This is a genomic window from Paenibacillus sp. FSL H8-0548, assembly GCF_038630985.1.
In the GTDB taxonomy this organism is placed as follows: Bacteria; Bacillota; Bacilli; order Paenibacillales; family Paenibacillaceae; genus Pristimantibacillus.
Window position 1 is genome coordinate 2,834,975 of the sequence record NZ_CP152049.1, and the last position, 25,981, is coordinate 2,860,955.

The window sequence follows — 25,981 nt, forward strand, 5'->3', positions numbered from 1 at the left end:
AAGATGAAAAAGTATATTATTTCTCTCGTTCTATTAGTATTAGTTGCTAGCTTGGCGGGATGTGGTGCTAATGAGCAAACAACTGTGGTGCCTTCAACGGAAGAAAAAGAAATATCCGCAGTTTATCCTCGTACTGTTCAGCATGAAAATGGTGAAATTACGCTAGAGACATATCCTAAAACCCTTGTCTCTATTAATGAGCAAATTCTTGATATTCTCGTGATGCTGGGTCATCCACCAATAGGCAGTGAAGGGCTAGATGAGATTACCCATTCAGAAATTTTAGCTCCTTATTTAGAGGGTTTAGATATTATCAATATGGGAAATAAAATGAATCTTGAATCGTTGCTTGATATGGATGCTGATTTATTAATATTTACTTCGGATAAAGTTCGTGAATTAGACAGTCTAAAGGATCTTGCACCTTATGCAGTTGTGAAGGGTGGTTCTGATTATCGTACACGGATTCGTCAAATTGCGGAGCTGCTGGGTGAGGAAGCAAAGGCGGAAGAAATTATAGCAGATTATGACCTGAGGATTGAAGAAACAAAGCGGGCGCTTACTCCAGAGTTCGATGAAACGGTTCTAGTGCTTCGTGCAAATGGTAAGGATTTCACAGCACTTAGTATTGAAGATTTTAGTTTACTATATGATGAATTAGGTTTTAAGCCTGTTGAAGGATTAGAGAATGGTGGACAACTGACCATTGAAGGTATAAGTGCTGCTAATCCCGATCATATCATTATTGCCGAATCCGTACGTGAATCTGACCCGAATGATCCAAACGGTTTAATTAATATATGGACAAACAACTCGGTTTGGAATTCATTAAATGTTGTAAAAAACGATCATGTCCACATGGTGGATAAATTGTTTATCGAAAATGTATTTTCTTCACAATTTGAAATATTGGAGTTAACAAAAAAAATTGCAAGTCAATCTGAATAAGGGGTGTGAATAATAAATGCCTGGCATCATTGAAACGAAGCATCTGGATATCAGTTATGAGGATGTTATGATTGTTCAGGATTTGCACCTGACTATTCCTATGAAGAAAATTACTGCTTTGGTTGGTGCTAACGGCTGTGGTAAATCGACAATTTTAAAAGCGATTGCTCGCATTTTAAAGCCACAAAGCGGAGTGGTCTACGTGAACGGTAACGCTGTGCATACTCAAAAATCAAAGGAAATTGCCAAGCAATTGGCTATTTTACCGCAAAATCCAATTGCACCTGACGGATTAACAGTGGCAGAGCTTGTCAGCTTTGGCCGTAGTCCCCATCAGGGTGGCTTTGCGACATTAACGAAGAAGGATAAAGAAAAGATAAAGTGGGCATTGGATGTAACCAATATGCTTCCTTACGCAAGACGTTCTGTTGATCAATTATCGGGTGGGCAAAAGCAACGAGTTTGGATAGCGATGGCTTTAGCGCAGGAAACGGAGATTCTGCTGTTGGATGAGCCTACTACGTACTTAGATATAGCCCATCAATATGAAGTTCTCTCACTCTTGAGAAGATTGAATGAGCAGGAAGGACGTACAATTGTTATGGTCGTACATGATTTGAATCATGCTAGTTTGTATTCCGATTATATGGTAACAGTTAAAGATGGGAAAATCGTGCATAGTGGTTCTCCAAGCGAAGTTATGCAACGAGAGCATCTGTATGAGGTCTTCGGTATTCATTCTAATATTATTAAAGATCCAAGAACAGGCAAACCAATATGCTTACCCTATGTATTGGAGGTGTAGAGCTTGCCTCAGTTTATACAGGAGCTTCCAAGGCTATGGCTTGATATCGAGAGCTATCATACGATGAAGCTGGATAAAGATCGTTCACATCAGTTGTTGACACAAATCAATACCTTGATTTATGTTTTGGAAGGGAAAGGTCAGGTTCATGATGTGCTTGGCAACCATAGGGTGCAAGCAGGGGATTTTCTCTTTTATCCAGCCGAAGAAAGGTTGAAATTCCAAAATTCGAGCTCCGCCTGCTTTGTACTGAAAAAAATTGAATTTGCCTCTATGAGGGTTGAACGTAAAAAGCATGATTGGAAGCTGAAAAGCTACAGCATGCCGTTCTGGGGAATCATGTATCCGACATCACTGACAGCCACGCAGTATTTGATTGAAAAACTTTGCATGAAATTGGACCGCCGTTTTTCATATCGACATATTCGTGATCGCTCAATGTTTTATGAACTCTGGGAACGATTATCGGATGCAACGAAGGAAGCAAAGATTGATCAAGAGCTAGAGATGGAGCATGTAGCTGACATGCTGAAGGAGCATGTACAGGATAAAATCGTTATTGAAGAATTAGCACAGCGGGTAGGTTTGAATGTATCTGAATTTTTCAAGCGATTCAAGCATCAGTATGGTGCAAGCCCTGGACAGTATTTGATCGAACAGCGTATTCGAAAATCTTTAGAGCTACTTACTGGCACGCATTTAAAGGTTTCAGAGGTTGCACATGCAGTGGGTTATGATGATGAGTACTACTTTAGTCGTGTGTTCAAAAAAAAGCTGGGTGTGTCCCCCGTTATCTTTTTGGAGAAGACACGGAAAAAAATAGTCGCCTTAACACCCGAGATTAAAAATATTGTTCGTACGATTGGCATTAAGCCATGCTTTTTAACTAGTGATACGCCACAAGAGTCTAATTGGGATGAGCTTCTAACGGAAATTAATGAGAAGCAGCCAGCCTATATTTTTATCCCCTCGCGCTACGAGTATGCTGAGAAGGAGCTGCTCAATATTGCCCCGGTATATGCGCTGGCGGATGATAATGTTGAGGTGGGTTTGACGCAAATACTTTATATATTGAAGTTGGAAGAGTTGACCTATGATTGGCTGCTAGCATATCACATGAATGAACAGCAATAAAATCATCCGTAAATGATTAGAATTATCCATGTTGCGATACGAGGAAGAACGATAAAGTGAAATGATTAAGGAATAGATGGGAGAAGGATTATGACAACTATTATAACGCAATTTCCTGTTGCACATGCGATTCAGGAAAGACGCACGATAAAAAATTTCAAGCCTGATGCGGTATCGCTTGATTTGATTAATGAGTTGCTGAACATTTCAGTATGGGCACCTAATCATAAGCTTAGGGAGCCTTGGCGGTTTATTGCTTTTGTTGAGGGAGGAAGAAAAACATTAGTCCAGCTTATGAAGCGTGATGCAGAGAAAGGTAAAATGGGCAAGCCGATGAAAAAGGCTAAGATAGATTATTTGTTGGAAATTCCTGCTCATGTTGTAGTGATCATGCCGGAGGACCCTCGTCCGAATGTATGGGAAGAGGATTTTGCAGCAGTCAGTACATTGATTCAAAATTTCCAGTTGGCAGCTTGGGAAAGAGGACTGGGAGTCATTTGGAAAACTGATGCAGTGATTTATTCTCCTGAATTTCGACAGTCCATTGGTGTGCAGCCTGGTGAGAAGGTAGTTGGTATTTTACATGTTGGTTACCCTGAGACAGCTCCGAAGCCGCAGACTCGTACTCCTGCTACAGATCGTCTAACCATTATTTCTGATGCTAGTGGAATGATTGAAGAGGAGCTATTTTACATACCAATTTCGAAACAGAATATTTTCTTGAATTTGCAGTCCATACCTAAGACGGAAGCGATTCAATTAGCAGGTGAGAAGCTGGTGGAGCTAGGCTACGTAGCAGAAAACTATATTGCCAGCATGCATGAAAAGGAAAAAGTGAAAAGCACTTATCTCGGTAATGGAGTAAGCACACCACACGGATCAAAGATCGCAAAGGAAGCTGTAGTGAAATCTGGTGTAGTTATTCTGCACTTTCCAAATGGCATTGATTACGAAAATGGTGAGAAGGTCTACATCATGATTGGGATAGCGGCTGAACGATCGTATCATTTGGACGTATTGATGAAGGCTGCTACTATGTTTGAAATGAAGGGAAATGCTGATAAAGTAGCTAATGCTACATCTATTGAGGAATTCATTCAACGATTCGAGGAAGTAGAACGTGATACGCGCGTATGGTAAGAATACAGAGTAGGGTAACCACAAAATCATGAAAAAAACTTTTATTGTTAAAAATACGGATGGACTACACTATCGTCCAGCTAGCTTAATTGTAGAGATTGCACAGCAAGCTCCTTGTTCTCTTAAACTGATAAAGGAAGGTAAAACAGCTAATCCAGCAAGCATGATGAGTATTCTAAAGCTAGGAGTGAAATATGGAGAAGCGATTACTATTGAAACAGAAGGAGACCATGCTGAATCTATATTAGATGCGATTGGCAGAATTATAGAGACCAATGAAGAATAGGAATGTTAAGATGAAACAAGGGATTGGTATATTTGAGGGCTATGTGATTGCAAAAACGTATGTCATTCAGCCTGCTGTGATGGATTGGACACCCCAAGAAATCGTTTCTGATCGGATTGAAAAAGAGCAGCAGCGTCTACAACAAGCAGTTGATCGAGTAGAATATAGTCTTCAGCAAATGCATAATCTGGCAGCAGAAGTGCAGGCACGCATTTTTCATACACATATTCAGCTGCTACGTGACCCGGAATGGATAGGAGAGGTAAAGCTTAGAATTAAGAATAAGCAAGTCAGTGCGATTACCGCCCTATTCGACGTTACGGAGGAATTGGTCCAATACTTCAATGAGATGGAGCTTCGATTATTAAAAGAGCGCTTGTCTGATTTATACGATGTTCGTAATCAAATTTATGAAGCGCTGATGGGAAAAGAAAAGGAGCAGATCAGGCTTGATGAGCCAGTCATCATTGTAGCAGAAGACTTAACTCCATCCATGACGGCAGGCTTTGATTTAAACTATGTAGCCGGCATGATCACGACAGGTGGCCAGACCACACACACTGCGATTATTGCTCGATCCTTAGCAATTCCTGCTATTACGGGACTAGACATTGCTTTGATTCCTCATGGGAAACTCGTAATACTAGATAGCTATCAAGGTCTATTGATTAACGATCCAACTGCTATTGAAATTCAATATTATCAGGATAAGCTTCAGCAAGAAGCTGTAAATAAAAAGAAACTAGAAGTCTTTATTGCACAGAAGACCGCTACAGCTGACGGACATAACGTGACATTAGCACTGAATATTGCTAGTTCAGACGATACGAGAATGGTACAGACCGTAGGTGCTGATGGGATAGGTCTGTTTCGCAGTGAGTTTTTGTTTATGAATCGTACTCATGCTCCGAGCGAGGAAGAACAATATGAGACTTTTAAAAAAGTAATCATGCAGGCGAAGGCTCCAGTCATTATTCGAACCTTGGATGTGGGCGGAGATAAGATTATCCCTTACTTGCACCAGAGACAAGAACAAAATCCATTTTTGGGACTGCGAGCCATTCGCTTATGCTTGCAGCCCTCTTTTTTAAGCTTGTTTAAAGAGCAATTGCGAGCTATTTGTCGCGCGAGTGCTTATGGAAAGGTGAAGATACTATTTCCTATGATTACAACGCTGGGAGAAATTAAAGAGGCAAAAGCGTTGCTACAGGAAGTTCAAGCCGAAATAGCTCAGCAGAGCATTCCTTTTGATGCTCAAATGGAAATCGGTATGATGATTGAAGTGCCTTCTATTGGATGGATCATGGAGGAGTGCTGTAACGAGGTTGATTTCTTTAGTATCGGCACTAATGATCTAGTCCAATATATGATGGCAGCAGATCGTACGAATGAGAAGGTACAATATCTACAAAATTGTTTTCATCCCTCTGTATTGAGAATGATCCAGTCGGTCATTAATACTGCTCATGCGCATGGAAAAAAAGTTGGGGTATGTGGAGAAATGGCAGGCGAAAAAGCGGCAGCTTTACTACTAGTTGGTATGGGCATTGATGAATTAAGCATGAGCGCTACCCAATTGCTCTCCATTCGCAAAATCGTAGCAGAGTATTCATTGAAAGACTTAGAAGTGCTATCGAAGCGTGTAGTGCAATTGTCAACAGCTGAAGAGATAAGTGAGCAGCTAAAGCTGTTTATTTCAGATGTCTAAAGAGGCTAGATGGGGTATCTTTGAATACGTGATTCAATGAACCATGATGCATCAGTTGAAATTAAAATATGAACGTGATACAATGTTTTCAAATTAATGATTGGGGTTGAAAAGTAGAATGTAGTATTTCTTGCGAACAATGTAAATGAATAAAACGGACTGCGTTTATTTCGCATGTTTTATTTTTTATATGCAAGAAAGTTACTATATCTTTTCACTCAAACAATATAACCTAAGCTAACTCTATTTGGGGTTGGATTAACTGTATTTATTTGAGCTACAAGAAGGTAACTTTCTTGTAGCTTTTATTTTTTTCTACAGGAGGTTATATCTATGTCATTAATTAATGTTACAAACCTGACTTTTGCCTATGCGGGCAGTTACGATAATATATTCGAAAATGTAAGTTTTCAGATCGATACGGATTGGAAATTAGGGTTTACGGGAAGAAACGGTAGAGGAAAGACAACGTTTCTCAATTTGTTGCTTGGTGAATATGAATACAGTGGAAATATTTCTGCCAAGGTCAGTTTCGAGTATTTCCCTTTCCATGTGGAAAACAAGCAAAATAATACGCTTGATGTCATCAACGAGATTTTCCCGGATTATGTTCACTGGAAACTGATGCGTGAGCTTTCATTGCTAAAGGTTTCGGAAGATGTTTTATATCGGCCCTTTGATTCATTGTCGAATGGCGAGCAAACCAAAGTATTGCTGGCTACACTGTTTATTAAGGAAAATAGTTTTCTGTTGATTGATGAACCAACCAATCATCTGGACATGAATGCCAGAAAGCTTGTGAGTGACTATCTCAATACTAAAAGCTCATTTATTCTGGTGTCACACGACAGATCGTTTCTAGATAACTGTGTAGACCATATCCTTTCCATCAATAAGACCAATATCGAAATTCAAAAAGGTAATTTCTCCAGCTGGTGGGAAAACAAAATGAGACAGGATAACTTTGAGCTTGCAGAAAACGAGAAACTTAAAAGAGACATTAACCGGCTATCGGGTTCTGCTAAACGGACGGGTAATTGGTCACACGAAGTGGAAAAAACAAAGAATGGAACAAGAAATTCAGGTTCTAAGGTAGATAAAGGATATATTGGCCACAAGGCTGCCAAAATGATGAAACGCTCTAAAGCAATTGAACAAAGACAGCTGTCTGCTATTGATGAGAAGTCTAAACTCCTCAAAAATATCGAAAGCTCTGACAGCTTAGAAATTTCACAACTTGCTTTTCATAAAAATCAACTAGCTGAGCTAGATCATGTTTCGATTTTTTATGGAGAGAAGATGGTTTGTGAAGATATTAGCTTTTCGATTGTGCAGGGTGAACGAATTGCTCTTTCGGGTATAAATGGTTCCGGAAAATCAAGTATCATCAAGCTTATCTGCGGTGAGGCTTTAAACTATACAGGCAATTTCAGCAAGGATAGCATGCTCGAAATATCCTATGTATCTCAGGACACGTCCCACCTAAAGGGTAATTTATCTGAATATGCTGCAGACAATGGGATTGATGAAAGCTTATTTAAGTCGATTTTAAGAAAGCTTGATTTTTCCAGAGCTCAATTTGATAAGGATATTTCAGCTTTTAGCGGCGGACAGAAAAAGAAAGTACTGATTGCAAAAAGTCTTAGTGAGAAGGTTCATTTGCATATTTGGGATGAACCGCTTAATTTTATTGATGTTATTTCTCGCATGCAAATTGAAGAGCTTCTGCTTGAATACGAACCAACCATTCTTTTTGTGGAGCATGACAAGGAATTTTGTGATCATGTGGCTACAAAGATCATTGAACTTTAATATGATCCATGTCGATGAGAAGGATATGACTCGTTCGTTATTAGACTAACAAGCTGATGATCCTGCAGTAACAATGCCTGTTGATCACTCCGGCAACTCATTCGCGTAATAACAAACCCCTTGGCCTCCATGAGACCAAGGGGTTTGTTATTTGCTTCTGCCCCGCGAACTGCTGCTGTTTTTGGCAAGTGGACATACTAATAGGAAGCGAAGTGCTCCTCGTATATAGCAATTAATCCAAATTTATTTTTTACAGCGTGAAAAATAACGGGCTCCTCAATTGTATTACTAGTGAAAGGGGGACATCAGGTGAACGATTCATATGAGCTCAATGAATCCGTCCGCAAAGCCGTGGTGAACTATTCCGACAGCTTGGTCAAGATAGCATTCGCCTATCTCAAAAACGTTGCTGACGCGGAGGAAGTCGCACAGGAAGTATTTCTGGCCTATCTCCAGAAATTCCCCGTCTTCGATAGCGTTGATCATGAGAAAGCTTGGTTAATCCGAACAACAATTAATAAATGCAAGAATTTGCTCAAGACGAGCTGGTTTAAAAGTCGGAACCTCTTGCCGGACAATCTATCATACCTTCCGAAGGACGAATACATGGTCATGCAGGCTGTATTATCATTAGACAAGAAATATCGGGTCCCGATCCATCTGCATTATTACGAGGGCTACTCATTGGAAGAAATAGCGGACATTCTTCATGCCAAACCTGCGACGGTAGGAACTTGGCTTGCTCGCGGGCGCAATCAGCTTAAAGAAGTTATAGGTGGTGATTTGTGAAGATGAAAAAATCGAGTTATCAATCGGCCATGTCCAAATTGAAAACGAGCGAAGACTTTAAAGAACGTACGCTTGAGCGTTTAAACCTGGAAAGGTACAAGCTCATCGATAACGATAAACGAAACGGAGAGAATGCTATGAAAACAGCTAATCCAGCAGTAAAGAAAAACAAGGTGGTCATCTGGGCAGCGAGCATTGCAGCTTGCGCAGTATTGACTTTGGGCATCTATGCGGTTAACCAGAACGGAAGTGGCACTGCCCCTGATTCGGTCACTAACAACCCAAACGGCGGCATCGTTGAAAATAGCGGTCCGGGATCAGCCTCTTCGGCTAAGCATCGGGTCAACATTGACGGTGTCATTGATGAGGTGAGCGCTGACGGCCAAAGCTTCCGTATCGGCGAGCTATGGGTTACCGTAACAGATAAAACGACTTACGGCATAACGGGCCCGACGGCTCCTGATCCTTCTGAGCAACTGGTGAGCAAGGAATTTAAAGTCGGCAACACGGTATCTGGCTTCACCTCGGAAGACGTCACAAGCGGAAAGGTAGCGGCCGACGTTATTTTCAACAATTTTTAAGCGAGTGGTTAGCAGAAAAACCGCATTCTCATATGCGATCATAAAACAAAGAAAATCAGCGGCCGGCATAAATGCCTGGTACCGCTGATTTTTTTTGTTGAACGGAATAGAAGCTATAATTTCTTATTTAATCATTGAGTTAACTACCGGTTATCACATGGAGACCCCCATCACCTTGAAGCAAGCCAAAATTTGGCGTTTCACCCGACATCACCCCCTAAAAACGACAAATTTCGACGAATATTTATAAAAGCTATACATAAGGAGTGAATCCCGATGGTGAATAATTACAAACGCTTCATTAAAAATCAATTCGAAAAAGCGAAGTCTACTGCTTCCGAATTCATTTCTTCAAGAAGTGAAGAACAAGTAGAAAGCACGATAGAACTTAATCCGCAATATTATGTTGAGCTGAAAGCAATCGCCGATAAACAGCATACGACCGTTCAAGCGATCGTCAATGGAATCGTTGTCCAATACCTGGCAAGCGCCCCAAATGAATCAACCCACATTTCAGTGGATCAAAAGGAAGATAACCCACTTTTGTATTTGGACGGTATTTGCAAATTAGTGGATTAAGGAGTGCTGACCTATGGATAATCAATTGAACATTCAGGATACCATTTTTTTGGATGGAACAGCTTTAGCCGCTTTAATGAACCCTGAAGACCCCCGTTATGAGAAAGCCCGTTCCTTGTTTCTGGATTTGCATGATCTAGAACGTAATTACGTGACGACAAACTCGATTATATTTGATCTTCACGAATGGCTTCGCAATGATTACAGCTATCAGCAGGCGGAATATTTTTTGAATGCAATTGATAAGGCGGTAAGTAAAGGCAAGCTGGCGGTCATCTCCAGCGGCCCCGAATTTGATTTGGAGTCGCGCAGACTGCTTATCGACAGACCAGAGCTCCGTTTCTCGCTCAGCGAAGCGTTTACTGCTGTAACGATGTCTTATTATCAGGTAAAACGAATCTTTACTTTCAATCGCAATTACATGATGCTTGCCAATTTGGATAAGGATATTCGAATCATTCCAACCAATTAAAATCTTTAAACAAATGCAGCCCGCCCTCTTTAAGAGGGCGGGTACCGAAAAAGCGTCTTCGATTTATAATAGTGGGTGCCGCATAAAACCACCCGCATCCACACCATCATTACACCAATCCCGTGTTGCCTCATTTCCTAAACTATCTCAATATTTCTCCGGATTAAAACGCGCCACCGCCTTTAGGACGGCGATTGCCGTTTCACCTTGGAAGCTATTAAAAACCTTCCGTTTTTTAGCGGAATTATATAATGGCATCCGTTTTTGTAACTTCACAGTTATAAGTTCAATGAAGTTAGATGGAATTTCTCCCGTTAAAATATTGTTATTCGCTTGTCATAGGAAATAGATGGAATTTGTCCAGTTAATTTTACAGTTTCTTATGAATTTCGGTTGATTCATTGGAATTAGAGGGAAGAATTCCATCTAAATGCCAGAAAAAGTTAAAATCCATTAAAATAGATGGAGAAATTCCATCTACATAGGTTGAACTTGAAAAAATGAAGATTTCGCCAAGCGAGAAGATCGTTCTGGAGAAACAAAGTGATCGCCTGAGCTGCCTATTAATTAGATTTTGGCGGTCCGCAGCATTTGGAACTGTTTGGGCGTGATTCCGGTTAGTTTCTTGAAAGCTTTAATGAAATGGCTCTGATCATGGAAATTGAGCAGGGTACCAACTTTGGACAGAGGATGGTCCGAGTAGTTTATTAAATATTTGGCTTCCTCGATTCTAGCTTTCATTACATATTCACTAAAGCTTATGCCGACTTCTTTCTTAAACAAGGTCGATAAGTAGGCAGGACTGTAATCAGTAAGCTCTACAAGATCAGACAGCGATAGGTCGTCGTACAGATGATTAAATATATGGCTCACACATTTTTTTATGGGTTTGGAATAAATGTTGGTTTTGTTGCTGCGGACACGTTCGGAAAAATCACAGAAAGATTTTCTTAGGGTAGCATTAATTTCACTAGTAGCAGTCAGCTCCTCTATGGTTTGGATATACATATCACTCATCGTATAGGCAGATTCAGAAGGCATCCCACCATCCATGGCATAACGGGTTGCAAGTGTAACACCGGCGATAGCTAAATTCTTTTGATTACGAATCTCGCTTTTTTTAGCAAGAATCCCGGTGCCAGTGATAAAAGGAGTGTTTTGCAACATACTCATAAGTAATTCGGGCTGTCCTTCTTTGATGGCGAGAAAGAGCCTTTCCTCCAGATCGCGACTGTGATGAAAATTTGAATTTAACCTGCGTTCAGATAAAATCTGGGCCGAGTTGGCCGCCTCTGTCGAAGAATCCAATGTCTTTCTATTCAAATGCAGTAGCAAAGTGGAATCCATTTGTTCTTTATTAATCATAAAAAGGGCGAGTCGGGCGGCTTTCGATAAGTTCATGCTCGACAAAAGCGGGAGGTTTCGGTAATAGGTTATAATTTCTTCTTTATTAGACTTTATCCATCGGTCGTTTATTAATCCATTGATTAGCTCACCTGGAATTTTGGAGTAAGCGGTAGGACCAAGTACAAGTGTTCCTTGATAGTTTCCTTCTTCTTCAATAGCAATGGAACAGAAATTCTCGAGGGTATCCATGTTATGAAGAACTGGAAAGGCAAGCCTATATACAGAGTCAGAAAACGGAGCAAGCATAGCTTCCCTAGAAGTGTAAAGAGGGCTGTCAATCCATTCGCCCGTATATCCCCATTCGATTTTACCTCTAGCGTTGAGATAGAAAACAGGGATTTGAAAGATCTCATGCAAGAGACTGCTTATATATTGTAAGTCTGTCATTGACGGTACCATTTAATCGCCCCTTTTTCACAAACATCACAAAAAATAATACTACTTTTCAAACAAAAATACCATATTAATGCGAAGCTTGCTTCTATAATAAAGACAGAAACGCTGGTTGTGAAAGTGATTGTACTGCTGTCTGAATTTGATGATATCGATCGGGGGATGAAACAATGAACAGGGATATTCATGCGCTTATTGCACAAATGACATTGGAAGAAAAAGCTGGAATGTGCTCGGGGCTTGATTTCTGGCATCTTAAAGGCGTGGAACGGCTAGGGATTCCATCCGTCATGGTAACCGATGGGCCACATGGACTTCGCAAACAAAAAGCTTCAGCAGACCATCTTGGCTTATTCGACAGTGTACCTGCTACTTGCTTTCCTTCGGCTGCTGGACTTGCAACGTCATGGGATCGTGATTTAATTAGACAAGTAGGCGTCGCATTAGGCGAGGAGTGTCAGGAAGAAAATGTTGCTGTTCTGCTTGGGCCAGGCGCAAATATTAAACGTTCCCCGTTATGCGGTCGTAATTTCGAGTATTTCTCGGAGGATCCATATCTCTCTTCCCAGATGGCAGCTAGCCACATTCAAGGTGTCCAGAGCCAAGGAATAGGCACGTCGTTGAAGCATTTTGCGGTAAACAATCAGGAATATCGCCGGATGACGACCAATGCGGTCGTTGATGAGCGTACGCTGCGAGAAATTTATTTGGCGAGCTTTGAAGGTGCGGTAAAGGAAGGCCAGCCTTGGACCGTGATGAGCTCCTATAATAAGGTCAATGGGACATATGCATCCGAGAATGAATATTTGCTGACCGATATTTTGAAAGACGAGTGGGGGCATGAAGGATTTGTCGTTTCTGACTGGGGCGCAGTAGATGAGCGGGATCAAGCACTCGCGGCAGGTCTGGAACTGGAAATGCCTTCATCCGGCGGAGCAGGCGATCAGAAAGTGATTGATGCAGTTAAAAGCGGCAAGCTGTCCGAAGAAAAACTGGATCAGGCAGTGGAACGTTTGCTGCGTATTATTTTTAAATATGTGGATCATCGTAAAAATAATTTCACCTATGACAGAGAAGCACACCATCAGATTGCTCGGAAGGTTGCAAGCGAGAGTATGGTGCTGCTGAAGAATGAAGGCGGTATTCTTCCTCTAGGCCAGGGCAAAAAGATCGCTGTCATCGGACCATTTGCTCAGAAGCCAAGATTTCAAGGAGGCGGCAGTTCGCACGTCACCCCGACGAAGCTGGACATTCCAATCGAAGAAATGAAGAAACTGGCAGGTTCCAATGCAACCGTCACTTATGCTGAAGGTTATGTGCTCGAAAATGATTCTATCGATGAATCACTTCTGGAGAAAGCTAAACATGCGGCAAAAGAAGCCGATGTTGTTGTGGTATTCGCAGGACTGCCCGATCGATACGAATCGGAAGGATATGATCGTACACATATCAGCATACCGGTCAATCAAATCAGGCTGATCGAAGAAATCGCGGAAGCTCAAAGCAATCTAGTGGTCGTACTGCTAAACGGAGCAGCGGTAAAGATGCCGTGGCTGAACCATACGAAAGCTGTAATTGAAGGCTATCTTGGCGGACAAGCAGGTGGGGGAGCTATTGCTGATTTGCTTTTCGGGGAAGTGAATCCTTCAGGTAAACTTGCTGAAACTTTTCCGGAACAACTTAGCGATAGTCCGTCCTACTTATTTTTCCCGGGTGAAGAAGACCGTGTGGAGTACCGTGAAGGCTTATATGTCGGCTATCGTTACTATGATGCGAAGAAGATTGCTCCCCTCTTTCCGTTCGGCTATGGACTAAGCTATACGACATTTGAATATACGGGTATTGCTGTGGATAAGAAAGAACTCAAAGATACGGAAACGGTTAATGTTCATGTCACGGTTAAAAATACCGGCGATTGCGCTGGCAAGGAAATCATCCAGCTGTACGTAAACGATATTGAAAGTACGGTGAATCGTCCAGAGAAAGAGTTGAAGGGCTTTGTGAAGGTTGATCTTCTTCCTGGCGAAGAGAAGACAGTTGCCATTACGCTCGATAAGCGTTCGTTCGCTTACTACAATGTTGGCATTAAGGATTGGCACGTCGAATCGGGAGAGTTCGCTATTCTAGTCGGTTCTTCCTCTATGAATATCCATCTGCAGGAGACGGTAAATATTGAATCTACTGTTACGATAAAGCCAATCTACACTCGGAATTCGACGCTTGGGGATATTATGCGAAATCCGAAACAAGCTGCTAAAATCCAAAAGTTGATTCAGGGCTTCCAGCAGGGAATGGGCATGGGGACTGACAAACAGGAAGCTGATGAGCATTCGGAAATGATGGAAGCTATGACGAGATTTATGCCGTTGCGAGCGTTGGCATCATTCAGTCAGGGAGCGGTCTCGGAACAGATGCTCGCCGCGCTGATTGAAGAGCTTAATGAATAACGACAGGAACATTGCAAAGGAAACAACTAAGAAGATATTTTATTAGAGGTAAGCCTCTCTGCAGTGCTTTTTTGCTGCGGAGGGGCTTTTTTGCTCATTGAGCACGCTCCCAGCTTCCTCCGCACGCAAGCTATCCTGCATATTAGCACTAACTTCGCGCTTTTCAGCCTCCCTGAGCTGCCTATCCTGCACATTTGCATTAGAATAGACTGATTTAAGCTTAAGACGCACCGGTAAGGGTCTCTATAGTGCGGGAGTGCAACATAGATACGTGGGAGCTCGATAAAGCGGCTTCTATCCTGCTAAAGTGCAGGATAGCGCCAAAGTTGGTTAGTTGAAGAGCCTGTTGGATGACTGGTTGTGGAGCTGCTTGATGGGTTTGTTATAGGATATTCGTATAATTACTCTGTGCACAAATGTCCGCTTCTTCTGCACAGAATAGGCCCTCCACAGCTCGAAGACTATCTAACGGACACAGTAGATTCACCTCCGCACGCAAGCTATCCTGCAAATTAGCACTAACTTCGCGCTTTTCAGCCTCTCAGAGCTGTCTATCCTGCACATTTGCATTAGAATAGACTAATTTCGGTTTAAGACGCACGGGTAAGGGTCTCTATAGTGCGGGAGTGCAACATAGATACGTGGGAGCTCGAAGAAATAGCTTCTATCCTGCTTAGGTGCAGGATAGCGCAACAAAATTTCTGGATTATTCGTCTTACGTAGAAACCGAGGTCTTAATTGCGCGGAGGATGTAGATGAAGAATCAATTAAAAAGTAAAGTTTTTGTAATAGTAATACTCATTGCCTGTTGTATTCCCTTGTTATTATTTGGCTGGTTATTTCATATTCTTAATTCTCCAATGATTCCGTGAAACCCCAAAAACGATTTGTATTTCTAATGCTATATTGATGGTTTTGAGCGCCTGAGACAATCGTAACATTACTGCCTAGCGAGTATGCTTATAATTAAGCTTTACCTTTTATGAGAGTATGACGATATATTGCTCTTAACATTGACCAGGATCTGTCCCGAGAAACGGTATCCGAACAGGTGTTTTTGAACCCTGACCATTTGACAAGGCAATTTAAGAAGGAAACGGGTCACACCATTACGGATTATGTGCTGCTGGAAAGAATCAAGCTGGCGAAGGAATTGTTAACGCAAACGAACATCCCCATCAGTTCGATTTCATCATCCGTTGGATATTCAAATTTTTCCCATTTTACAAAAGTGTTTAAAAAATATACTGAATTGGGGCCTACGGAGTATAGGAGCCAATTTCGGGAGCATAAATGAAACAAAGGCAAACCAGATCATCTGGTTTGCCTTATTTTTTCTGAAATGAAATCAGTTAGCCTGACGAGGATTAGCCTTGATGTTGGCGGCACCTTCCTGTTCCTTCAGTACTGCTAGCAGCTTATCGCCTTCGACATCGAGGTTCGGCAGCATGCGGTCTAGCCATTTTGGCAGCCACCAAGCTTTATCTCCGAAGACCGCCATAACTGCTGGGACGAGCGCCATTCGGACGATGAAGGCGTCGATAAAGATGCCGATCGCCAGCGCAAAACCGATCTGTTTGATCATGATATCATGAGCGAAAATAAAGCCGGCGAAGACAGACACCATAATTACGGCTGCGGCTACTACAACGCGGCTGGCCTGTTTGTATCCGTGAACGACGCTATCCGTTCCACGATGACCATGGACGTAAGACTCGCGCATGGAACTGACAAGGAAGACCTGATAATCCATTGCCAGGCCGTAAAGAATGCCGGTAACCATAATCGGCATAAAGCTGAGCAGCGGGCCGCCAGTGTCAAAGCCGAAGATGGAGTGCAGCCATCCCCATTGGAATACGGCTGTAGTGATCCCGAATGTGGCGAGCACACTGAGAATGAAGCCGACCGTAGCTTTGAGTGGAACGATAATCGAACGGAATACGAGCAGCAGAATAATTAGCGAGAGAATGACGATAATGCCAACGTAGAGCGGGAACACCTCAGCCAGCTTCGACGACATATCGATGTTGATAGCGGTGAATCCAGTAACGCCGATCGTGAGATCATTCGTCAGCGCGGTGCCACCTTCAGACTCTCGAAGCTCCTGTACTAAATCTTTTGTCTCTTTATCGGTAGGTCCTGTTTTCGGGATAAGGCTAATGATGGCCATATTGCCAGTTTTGTTTACGCCCATAGGCGTGACTAGCGATACGTTGTCATGCTGCTGAAGCTCCTGAACGAGCCCGCCCAGTGTCTCCATCGTAATGGTACCTGTGCCTTTAGGTTCGGCTACGAGAAGCAACGGGCCATTGAAGCCTTCGCCGAAACCTTCTGAAATCGCGTCGTAGCTCTGTCTTGATGGGGTGTCCAAGTTCGCTGTCGCACCAGAAGGAATTCCCATTTCCATCTTCGCGACCGGGAGAGCCCCTGCGCCAAGTATAACAATGACGCCAATAATTATAAGCCAACGGCTCTTCGATACGCCCGTTACCCAGCGGTGAGAGAACCCATGAGATGTTTTATTCGCTTGGGTACTGCTCTTCGTGCGTGCTTTGGCAGAGCAGATGCGTTCCCCTACCAGACCTAGCAGAGCCGGCAGCAGGGTTAGGGCAACCAGAACGTTAACGAGGACGGCTAATGCGGCAACAAGTGCCATAGCGGACAAAAAGCCAATCCCGATGACAAGCATGCCGCACAACGCAATGATAACGGTCAAGCCAGCGAAAAATACGGCGCTCCCGGCAGTGCCGACTGCTCTGCTAGCTGCCTCCTGAGCGCTTAGTCCCTGATCGAGAATGATACGGCGCTGACGGTTGACGATAAAGAGCGAGTAGTCAATACCGACGGCAAGTCCGACCATTAGCGCCAGTACAGGCGTGAGATCGGTCATATGGAACACATTCGAGAAGGCGAAAGCTCCTCCTACGCTTATTCCTACGCCCATGAGAGCGGTTAGAAGCGGCAAGCCTGCAGCAACGACCGAACCGAGTGTCATGAAGAGCACTACAGCGGCGACGGCAATGCCGATGGCTTCCGTCGAGCCGATTGCAGGCTTAGTCGAAAGCGAGTCGCTTGGCAGTGCAGTAATCCCAGTCTGCTCGACAGTCGTGACAGCATTGATTACCGAATCAGGGACCCATTCGGGCAACGACATTTGCTGAACGGTGAATTGGAATTGGAACAGGGCAACGCTGCCATCCGAAGCGATCATGATGCCTGGCAGCGGAACGCCGTCGACCAACATCGGCCCGTAAGGAGGCAATTCGCCTGTTGCTTCTTGAGTGGACCCGGCTGATGCTTCCCCTTGTGCTGTCTGGCTGCCTTGCGCAGCCGCGTCGGTCATCGACGCTCCGGCTTGTGCAGCCAGTTCGATGGGATTGATAACATACTCAAGATTGTATACATCATTAACGGCATTGCTAATGGAGCTCAAACGCTCCGGCGTATCCAGACGTTCGCCGTTTGGCGCAGTAAACACGATGCTGGCTTGTCCGCCTGAAGCTTCCGGCAGCTCTGCCGTCAATTGATCAAGCACCTTCTGTGATTCCGTACCCTCAATTTTCATTTCGGAACTGACATGTATTCCGTTGACTCCGAGTATGGCAAGCACAACTCCGAGGATCGCGATCCAACTGACAATGAAATACCATGGTTTGGTATAGGCTGACTTACCCAATCTGTACAGAAAAGTTGACATACGTTAATACTTCTCCTTTGCATGTGGAAATAAAGTGAAATAATGAACTAGAATCCGTTTCGCAAGTAATCGAACATGGTATCCAAATAATGATCGAGCGTAACAGCCTCTGGGGTTTCGGCAGCTGACTGACCAGGAAGCAGAACGTTCAGGCTGCCGTCAAGCAATGGCAGTACAGCCCCGTAAACAGCCCCGACGAGAAGGTGGGTGTACCCCTCGGGATAACGTCCATGGGATAAATCGTGTAATGTCTCCTGGGCGGATATTTGCAAGCGACGCAGTCCGCTGAGGATGTAGGGCTCAAGTGACGGGTACTGCTTCGAGAGCGATACAAGCTGTTGTAATTTCAAGAAATGCTCTGCTGTCAGCTGCAGCTTCATCAAGTGATACAGGATTTCGAGTGGGGGAATGTCCTCGTTTAAGCCTGCAATCCAATCCGCGACCTCATCGGCGCCTTTAAAGATAAGAGCCGCCGTCGCTATCGCTTCCTCTTTACAGGAGTAGTGGTTCGCAAACGTTCTTCTGGAGTAACCGGCACGCTGCACGACATCTTCGACGACGAAGCCGTCCATCCCCTTCTCCAGAGCAAGAGCGAACGCTGCATCGGCAAGTGCATTGGCGGTTGCTTCCCTTTTGATATCGCGTAGACTTAGTTTGTTCATCATGGAGCGCTTAAGCGTTCACCTCTTTTCAGACTGTATCCTGGCTTTTTCAATTATTAATGCATATCTATATTATTGCCCAATGGGCAATGATGCACAATGAGCAAGTTGTGACGTATTTGTGGCGTCCAAAATCACGGTTTCTCCGCGCGTTCAAAAAGTCGGGAAAGTGGCAGCAAGTTGTCGTAATAATGTTAGCTGACTAACAACTATTGTGATAAAATGAGAAAATATCTTCATTTGGACAGGTAAAGGAGGGCGAAAATGGACGCAGACCGATCGGTTGCGCTCGAGCTAAGAACGCTAAGGAATATGTTGAAAAGACAGGCTGACGGGTTTATTCATCAGAAATACGCGGATCAACTGACCGGGATGCATGGTTGGGTGTTGAAGTTTTTTGTCGATAACCAGGACAAAGAGATTTTCCAGCGCGATTTCGAGAACGAGTTTTCGATTCGCCGTTCAACGGCGAGTAAGATTTTGCAATTGATGGAGAAAAATAGCCTTATCACAAGACAGTCAGTTTCTTACGATGCGCGCTTAAAAAGAATTATGCTTACGCCTAAGGCTATCGAGTACCATGAAACGATTATCAAGAAGTACGTTGCATTGGAGTGTGAGCTGAGGAAGGGGATATCGCGAGAGGAGATGGAATTTTTTTTTGCCGTACTGGATAAAATTAAAAAAAATTTGGAGTAGCAGTCGTCAACGTTTTAATGGCGGCTTTTATTAGTGTAATATTGTTAGTAGACTTACAGTTCTATGGCTAACAACATGGAGAAGGAGCGTTTGATAAATGCTAAAGATTTTGAAGTATTTCAATCCTAAAAATGTTTGGTTTATCGTCATCAGTACCGCATTTATCGTGTTCCAGGTATGGCTCGATCTTAAGCTTCCCGATTATTTGGCAGAAATCACAAAGCTGGTGCAGACAGAAGGAAGCTCCTTAAGCGAGGTATGGAAACCAGGCGCCTACATGATGATATGCGCGATTGGAAGCTTAATTGCATCTTTCATCGTCGTCTATTTGGTCGCTCAGAGCGCCGCTTCACTCGCGAAGAGGCTCAGAAGCATGCTCTTCGACAAGGTTGAATCATTCTCGATGGCCGAAATGAATCAATTCTCGACGGCGAGCCTTATTACCCGTTCTACGAACGATATTACGCAAGTGCAAACGATCGTGGCGATGGGGCTGCAAGTCATGATAAAAGCACCTATTCTAGCAGGCTGGGCGATTGTGAAGATCTCCAGCAAGAGCTGGCAATGGACGCTCTCATCCGGTGTTTCGGTCGCGCTGCTGCTTCTCATGATTGCGATCGTTATTTTGTTCGCCATGCCGAAGTTCAGAATGATTCAAGGATTAACGGATCAATTGAACCGAGTAACAAGAGAAGGCTTGCATGGTCTGCGAGTTATTCGTGCTTATAATGCAGGACCGAGCCAAGAAGCGAAATTCGAATACGCGAATCGGGAGTTAACCGATGCGAATCTGTTCACAAGCCGATTAATGGCCTTAATGATGCCGGTCATGAGTCTTATCATGAGTGGATTAAGCTTGGCTATTTATTGGATCGGCGCTTATTTGATCAATGGAGCGGATACAGCGGCAAGACTTGGCTTGTTCAGTGACATGGTTATCTTCTCTTCCTATGCCATGCAGATCGTTATGGCTTTCATGATGTTATCGATGGTTTTCTTTATGCTGCCGCGTGCGTCGGTTTCTGCCAAGCGCGTAATAGAAGTATTAAATACGGAACCAAGCATCAAGGATGGTGGATCGAAATCGACTAATGCCGCCAAAGCAGGAGAGATTGAATTCCGGAATGTCAGCTTCAAATATGCGGATTCGGATGAATATGTACTTAGAGATATCAGCTTCGTTGCGCGCAGGGGCGAGACGGTAGCATTCATCGGCTCGACGGGCAGCGGCAAGAGTACGCTGCTGAACTTAATTCCGAGATTTTATGACGTGTCAGAGGGAGCGGTACTTGTCCAAGGGTTGAATGTGAAAGAGTACACGCTGCGGGATCTGCACAATAAGCTTGGTTACGTTCCTCAGAAAACCGTATTATTCAGCGGAACCGTAACGTCTAATGTCGCCTATGGGGATAACGGGCGAGTGGAAGGATCTGCTGAGGATGTGAAGAAAGCGGTAGCGATCGCCAGAGGCCAAGAATTCGTGGAAAAGCTGGAAGGCGGGTACGAAGGCAGCATCTCGCAAGGCGGCTCGAACTTGTCCGGCGGGCAGAAGCAGCGGTTATCTATCGCTAGAGCGGTATTCCGGAAGCCTGACATTTACATTTTTGATGATTCCTTCTCAGCACTTGATTACAAGACAGACCGTCAGCTGCGCTCCATGCTGAATCAAGAAACGGTGGGCGCTACGAACCTGATTGTAGGGCAGCGAATCGGAACGATAAAGGAAGCCGATCTCATACTCGTTCTCGACGAAGGCAAGATCGTAGGAAGAGGTACGCATCAAGAGCTGCTTCAGACCTGCGAGGTTTATCGTCAGATCGCGAACTCTCAGTTATCGAAGGAGGAGCTTGAAATTGGCTAAACAACAGGTCGCAACCAAGCAAAACATCGATTTCAAAGGCACAATGGGCAAGCTCGTCGCGTATTGCAGGCCATATGTACCTCTTATTATCGTGGCCCTGCTGCTGTCCGTCGTCGGCACCCTATTTACGATTGTCGGGCCAAGCAAGCTGCAGGAAATGACGGATCACATTACCGTAGGGCTAATGGGCAAAATCGACATGGACGCGGTTTTTGGCATCGGTATACTGCTTTCCGTCCTATACGGTTTAAGCGTCATCTTCTCCTTCTTCCAAGGCTACATTATGGCTACGGTAACGCAGAAGGTATCGAAAAGCTTGCGCACGCGCATCTCGAAGAAGATTAACAAGCTTCCATTGAAATATTTTGATTCCACAAGCAATGGCGATGTACTGAGCCGTGTCACCAATGACATCGATACGATCGGACAGACGATGAATCAGAGTGTCGGGATGCTTGTAACTTCCGTCACCATGCTTGTGGGCTCATTGTTCATGATGTTCTATACCAATGTATGGATGACGTTGACGGCGATTATTTCGACGTTTCTAGGATTTGGCTTTATGACCATAATGATCAAAAAATCGCAAACGCATTTCGTTCACCAGCAGGCGAACCTAGGTGCATTGAATGGTCATGTCGAGGAAATATTCTCAGGTTACGATGTCGTTAAGGTTTATAATGGAGAGCGGAAAGCGAAGGAAACCTTTAACGAAATCAACGATAAATTGTATGAAAGCTCATGGAAGTCGCAATTTTTATCCGGCTTGACGATGCCGCTCATGATGTTCGTCGGCAACTTCGGCTACGTGGCGGTATGTATTGTCGGCGGAGCATTAGCAATGGATGGTCAAATTTCGTTTGGTGTTATCGTTGCTTTCATGCTCTATGTCCGGCTGTTCACTCAGCCCCTTGGGCAAATTGCGCAGGCCGCGACAAGTCTGCAATCGACTGCAGCTGCAGCCGCACGCGTTTTTGAATTTTTGGAAGAGAAGGAGCTTGAGGACGAGAGCCATAAATCGAAGGTGCTTAAGGACGTTAAGGGTCAGGTAGAGTTCCGGAACGTTTCCTTCGGATATGATCCGGATAAGCTTATCATTAACGATTTCTCAGCCCGCGCCTTACCAGGCCAGAAGATCGCTATCGTTGGTCCGACAGGGGCGGGGAAGACAACTATCGTTAATTTGCTAATGCGGTTTTATGAGCTGAACGGCGGGGAAATTGTCATCGATGGTGTACCGATCCATGAGCTTCCTCGGGAAAATGTTCATGAGCAGTTTTGTATGGTGCTTCAGGACACGTGGTTATTCGAGGGCACAATCAAAGAAAATATCGTCTTCAATAAGCAGGGCGTTACCGATGCTGAAGTGAAGGACGTCTCTAAGGCCGTCGGCATTGATCATTTTATCAGAACCTTGCTTCATGGCTACGACACGGTACTGAACGAGCAAGTGAACCTTTCCGCAGGTCAGAAGCAGCTCATTACGATTGCAAGAGCGCTTATTGCAAACGCCCCGCTGCTCATCCTCGACGAGGCGACGAGCTCCGTCGATACGAGAACAGAGCTTCTCATTCAAGAAGCAATGGACCGTCTGATGGTAGGAAGAACCTCGTTCGTAATCGCGCATAGGCTGTCTACGATAAAGAATGCCGATATCATCCTCGTCATGAAGGACGGAGATATTATCGAGAGCGGCAATCACAAGGAACTGCTTGCTGCGAATGGCTTCTATGCCGATTTGTATAATAGCCAGTTTGAGACTGCGGAAGCTGCTCTGTAAGAAGACATATGCTCAGAAAATGAAAGCGACGATAGTCTGATGCTAATAAACTCCCCTACGATAGACAGGTGAATAATTAAACCTGTCTCTGTAAGGGTGCTTGTTCAAAGTTCTACAAATGCTTCATGATATACATGTTTGTGGCAGGAGTTGCTTAGTATAAATGGCGGCTCCTGCTTTTCTGATATTATACCTGCCGGAAGTTATTTTCAAATAATCAAATCGGTTCTAAATTTCTTCCTTGAAAATAACCGCATCGGCGTCATTCAACTCAAGCAGAACACCATTCCTTTTTTTTATGGAATGGTGTTCTTGTTATTTGAAGGTGGCTTGAACTCGAAACCTTCTTTAAAAAGTCGTTTAAGTTCCATCGATATAGTCGTCAAAACGTTAGTAAGCTCTCATCGTGTTAATTACAATTATATAAGGGCTAGGTATTTTTCAAAAGAGGAGTGTTGTTACACAATGAGAAGACGTATTGAGATGAATGATGCTTGGCAATTTATTAGAAAGAATGAAGAGCATGCGGAAAATGAATCGTATAATGACGAGCATTGGGGCATCGTGAATATTCCCCATACATGGAACGCGATCGATGGTGCAAACGGCTATGAATATTATCAAGGGGCTTGCTGGTACAGAAAGACGTTTGCGATCGAACCTTCTTGCGAGGGGAACAGACTGTTTATAGAATTCAATGGTTCTAACAGTATAACGGATGTATACGTGAATGGCCTGCATATGGGTCAGCATAAAGGAGGGTACTCCACATTCAGGTTTGACATAACGGAGGCTGTTAATTTCGGTGCCAACAATGTACTTGCAGTAAAAGTCGACAATAAGGTCGTAGATGACGTCTACCCTCAGAAAGCAGACTTTACCTTCTACGGAGGGATTTACCGAGATGTCAATGTAGTTGTAGCGAATTCCGTTCATTTGGATTTAATGGATTATGGTTCTAATGGCGTATATGTCATTCAGGAAGAAGTAACGAAGGAAAAAGCTCGACTGATCATTCGGTCAAGACTTGTAAATGACGGTAATGAAGTGAAGGAAGTTAGACTTTGGGCGAATATTTTCGATGCTGATAATCAGATTGTAACGTACGCTGCAAAGGAAGTTATATTGGCTGCAGGAGAAAGCAAAATAGAAGAGCTGTCTTGTGTCATAGACAACCCGACACTGTGGCATGGCCGGAAAAACCCTTATCTTTATAGGGTAAACGTTTCATTAACCAGCTTTAATGACACAATCGATGAATGTTCAATTCCTTTTGGAGTGAGATACTTTCATGTCGATCCAGTGCAGGGCTTTTTCTTGAATGGCGAACATTTGCCTTTGCGCGGTGTATCCAGACATCAAGATAGAAAGGATATGGGCTGGGCCATAACGGAACAAGAGCAAGTTGAAGATATGGGATATATAAAAGAAATCGGGGCATCTTCGATCAGGCTCGCTCATTATCAACACAGCCAATTCTTTTATGATTTGTGCGATCAAGAAGGTATGGTTGTATGGGCAGAAATTCCATTCATATCGATCATGTCACAGAATGAATTAGAAGGAATCAATGCAAAGCAGCAGATGTTGGAATTGATCAAACAAAATTATAATCATCCTTCTATCATATTCTGGGGGGTGCAAAATGAAATTCAAATCGGTGGAGAACGGCCGGAGGTCAGGAAGCTCGTTAAAGAGCTGAATGAACTAACTAAAAATGAAGATCCTACCCGAATAACGACGATGGCAAATGTTCTGTTCGTCAACGAGGAAGATGAATATAACCGTATAACGGATGTAATTGGATACAACAAGTACTACGGCTGGTACCACGGAAAGTCAGAGGATTTTGCCCCTTGGCTTGACAAGTTTCATCGCATTAATCCTGATGTGCCGTTGTGCATATCCGAATATGGCGCAGAAGGCATTGTCCAATATCATAGTTCTGCTCCTAAAATGAAAGATTACACGGAAGAATATCATACCCTTTTCCATGAGTCGGTTTGGAAGATTTTTGAGAAGAGACGTTTCTTATGGGGGACTTATGTGTGGAACATGTTTGATTTTGGAGCCAACATCAGAGACGAAGGAGGCGTCAAAGGGAGAAACAACAAAGGTCTTATTTCCTATGATAGAAAGATTAAGAAGGATGCTTTCTATATGTATAAAGCTCATTGGTCCGAAGAAAAATTTGTTCATATCGCGAGCAAACGATTCATAGATCGAGCAGAGGAATCCATTTCTATTAAGGTCTATTCTAATTGCTCTGAAGTGACGCTATTCGTCAATGGTGCCAAAGTTCAAACGCAAACGAGCGATGAGAAAATCTTCTGCTTTGAGCATGTGAGCTTGATTGATGGGTTGAATGCTATTCGTGCAGTAGCCACCGATGGACAAGTTCAATACTCGGATACTGCACAGTTTAATAAGGTGGACGAGCCGAATGCAAGCTACGAAGCCCCGGTAGAGGACAAGGGCGAGGAAGTCAGCAACTGGTTCGAATTGCCCGAACTAGATGGGAAGACAATGGAGGACCTGCAAATTACCAATGATGTATACTCCACCAGATGTACCTTTAAAGAGCTTTACGAGAGTGATGACGCGGCAGCAGTGCTGAATCAATTTCTGGGAGAGGGCTTTAGAGAGAGGCCTACTTACAGCATGACTCAAGGATTCAAGATCGATACCTTAGCGGAAATGGCACCCGAACACTTTACTGAAAAGCTGTTATACGCGCTCAATAAAGAATTAACGCAAATCAAAAAGCCTAATTAACGATTA

The 25,981-nt window shown here is 43.7% G+C and carries 19 protein-coding genes; 16 read left to right on the plus strand and 3 right to left on the minus strand.

Going from position 1 to position 25,981, the window contains the following annotated elements:
- Positions 1–3 precede the first annotated feature (3 nt).
- The 11 genes from MHI37_RS11655 (at position 4) to MHI37_RS11705 (ending at position 10,254) form a co-directional block, all read left to right on the plus strand.
- Positions 4–948 (plus strand): ABC transporter substrate-binding protein, encoded by a 945-nt coding sequence (locus tag MHI37_RS11655; protein ID WP_076338191.1) that lies wholly within the window; start codon positions 4–6, stop codon positions 946–948.
- Positions 949–964: 16 nt separating this feature from the next.
- The gene (locus tag MHI37_RS11660) at positions 965–1,753 is read left to right on the plus strand and encodes an ABC transporter ATP-binding protein (RefSeq protein WP_076338192.1); all 789 of its coding nucleotides are present in this window, start codon (positions 965–967) and stop codon (positions 1,751–1,753) included.
- A gap of 3 nt (positions 1,754–1,756) precedes the next feature.
- Positions 1,757–2,887: an AraC family transcriptional regulator gene (locus MHI37_RS11665; RefSeq protein WP_076338193.1), complete on the plus strand. Its 1,131-nt coding sequence runs from the start codon at positions 1,757–1,759 to the stop codon at positions 2,885–2,887.
- 90 nt (positions 2,888–2,977) lie between these two features.
- Positions 2,978–4,027 (plus strand): PTS sugar transporter subunit IIA, encoded by a 1,050-nt coding sequence (locus MHI37_RS11670; RefSeq protein WP_076338194.1) that lies wholly within the window; start codon positions 2,978–2,980, stop codon positions 4,025–4,027.
- 28 nt (positions 4,028–4,055) lie between these two features.
- Positions 4,056–4,313: an HPr family phosphocarrier protein gene (locus tag MHI37_RS11675; protein ID WP_076338195.1), complete on the plus strand. Its 258-nt coding sequence runs from the start codon at positions 4,056–4,058 to the stop codon at positions 4,311–4,313.
- A gap of 10 nt (positions 4,314–4,323) precedes the next feature.
- Positions 4,324–6,021 carry a phosphoenolpyruvate--protein phosphotransferase gene (ptsP, locus tag MHI37_RS11680; RefSeq protein WP_076338196.1) on the plus strand — a complete coding sequence of 566 codons (1,698 nt, stop codon included), beginning with the start codon at positions 4,324–4,326 and terminating at the stop codon, positions 6,019–6,021.
- A gap of 333 nt (positions 6,022–6,354) precedes the next feature.
- On the plus strand, positions 6,355–7,833 hold the full coding sequence (locus MHI37_RS11685) for an Lsa family ABC-F type ribosomal protection protein (protein ID WP_076338197.1): 1,479 nt from the start codon (positions 6,355–6,357) through the stop codon (positions 7,831–7,833).
- A gap of 309 nt (positions 7,834–8,142) precedes the next feature.
- Positions 8,143–8,622 carry an RNA polymerase sigma factor gene (locus MHI37_RS11690; protein WP_076338198.1) on the plus strand — a complete coding sequence of 160 codons (480 nt, stop codon included), beginning with the start codon at positions 8,143–8,145 and terminating at the stop codon, positions 8,620–8,622.
- A 2-nt stretch (positions 8,623–8,624) separates the two neighbouring features.
- Positions 8,625–9,203 (plus strand): hypothetical protein, encoded by a 579-nt coding sequence (locus tag MHI37_RS11695; RefSeq protein WP_076338199.1) that lies wholly within the window; start codon positions 8,625–8,627, stop codon positions 9,201–9,203.
- A 276-nt stretch (positions 9,204–9,479) separates the two neighbouring features.
- A complete protein-coding gene (locus tag MHI37_RS11700; RefSeq protein ID WP_076338200.1) occupies positions 9,480–9,782 on the plus strand; it encodes a hypothetical protein in 303 nt (100 codons plus the stop codon).
- A 13-nt stretch (positions 9,783–9,795) separates the two neighbouring features.
- On the plus strand, positions 9,796–10,254 hold the full coding sequence (locus MHI37_RS11705) for a hypothetical protein (RefSeq protein ID WP_076338201.1): 459 nt from the start codon (positions 9,796–9,798) through the stop codon (positions 10,252–10,254).
- A gap of 567 nt (positions 10,255–10,821) precedes the next feature.
- Here the strand turns inward: MHI37_RS11705 and MHI37_RS11710 are convergent.
- Positions 10,822–12,060 carry a helix-turn-helix domain-containing protein gene (locus tag MHI37_RS11710; protein ID WP_076338202.1) on the minus strand — a complete coding sequence of 413 codons (1,239 nt, stop codon included), beginning with the start codon at positions 12,058–12,060 and terminating at the stop codon, positions 10,822–10,824.
- Between the two features lie 164 nt (positions 12,061–12,224).
- Here MHI37_RS11710 and MHI37_RS11715 point away from each other — a divergent pair, with 164 nt between their 5' ends.
- The gene (locus tag MHI37_RS11715) at positions 12,225–14,501 is read left to right on the plus strand and encodes a glycoside hydrolase family 3 C-terminal domain-containing protein (protein ID WP_076338203.1); all 2,277 of its coding nucleotides are present in this window, start codon (positions 12,225–12,227) and stop codon (positions 14,499–14,501) included.
- A 1,348-nt stretch (positions 14,502–15,849) separates the two neighbouring features.
- Here MHI37_RS11715 and MHI37_RS11720 read toward each other — a convergent pair.
- Both MHI37_RS11720 and MHI37_RS11725 read right to left on the minus strand, forming a co-directional pair.
- Positions 15,850–18,198, minus strand: a complete 2,349-nt coding sequence (locus MHI37_RS11720; protein ID WP_076338206.1) for an MMPL family transporter — start codon at positions 18,196–18,198, stop codon at positions 15,850–15,852.
- 47 nt (positions 18,199–18,245) lie between these two features.
- The gene (locus MHI37_RS11725) at positions 18,246–18,863 is read right to left on the minus strand and encodes a TetR/AcrR family transcriptional regulator (RefSeq protein ID WP_256710611.1); all 618 of its coding nucleotides are present in this window, start codon (positions 18,861–18,863) and stop codon (positions 18,246–18,248) included.
- Between the two features lie 261 nt (positions 18,864–19,124).
- On the opposite strand from MHI37_RS11725, the gene MHI37_RS11730 reads away from it, so the two are divergent.
- The 4 genes from MHI37_RS11730 (at position 19,125) to MHI37_RS11745 (ending at position 25,975) form a co-directional block, all read left to right on the plus strand.
- Positions 19,125–19,559: a MarR family transcriptional regulator gene (locus MHI37_RS11730; RefSeq protein WP_076338207.1), complete on the plus strand. Its 435-nt coding sequence runs from the start codon at positions 19,125–19,127 to the stop codon at positions 19,557–19,559.
- A gap of 97 nt (positions 19,560–19,656) precedes the next feature.
- Positions 19,657–21,420 carry an ABC transporter ATP-binding protein gene (locus MHI37_RS11735; protein WP_076338208.1) on the plus strand — a complete coding sequence of 588 codons (1,764 nt, stop codon included), beginning with the start codon at positions 19,657–19,659 and terminating at the stop codon, positions 21,418–21,420.
- A 43-nt stretch (positions 21,421–21,463) separates the two neighbouring features.
- Positions 21,464–23,200, plus strand: coding sequence for an ABC transporter ATP-binding protein (locus tag MHI37_RS11740; protein ID WP_083676399.1), 1,737 nt, complete (start codon positions 21,464–21,466; stop codon positions 23,198–23,200).
- Between the two features lie 465 nt (positions 23,201–23,665).
- Positions 23,666–25,975, plus strand: coding sequence for a glycoside hydrolase family 2 TIM barrel-domain containing protein (locus tag MHI37_RS11745; RefSeq protein ID WP_076338210.1), 2,310 nt, complete (start codon positions 23,666–23,668; stop codon positions 25,973–25,975).
- Positions 25,976–25,981: the final 6 nt, after the last annotated feature.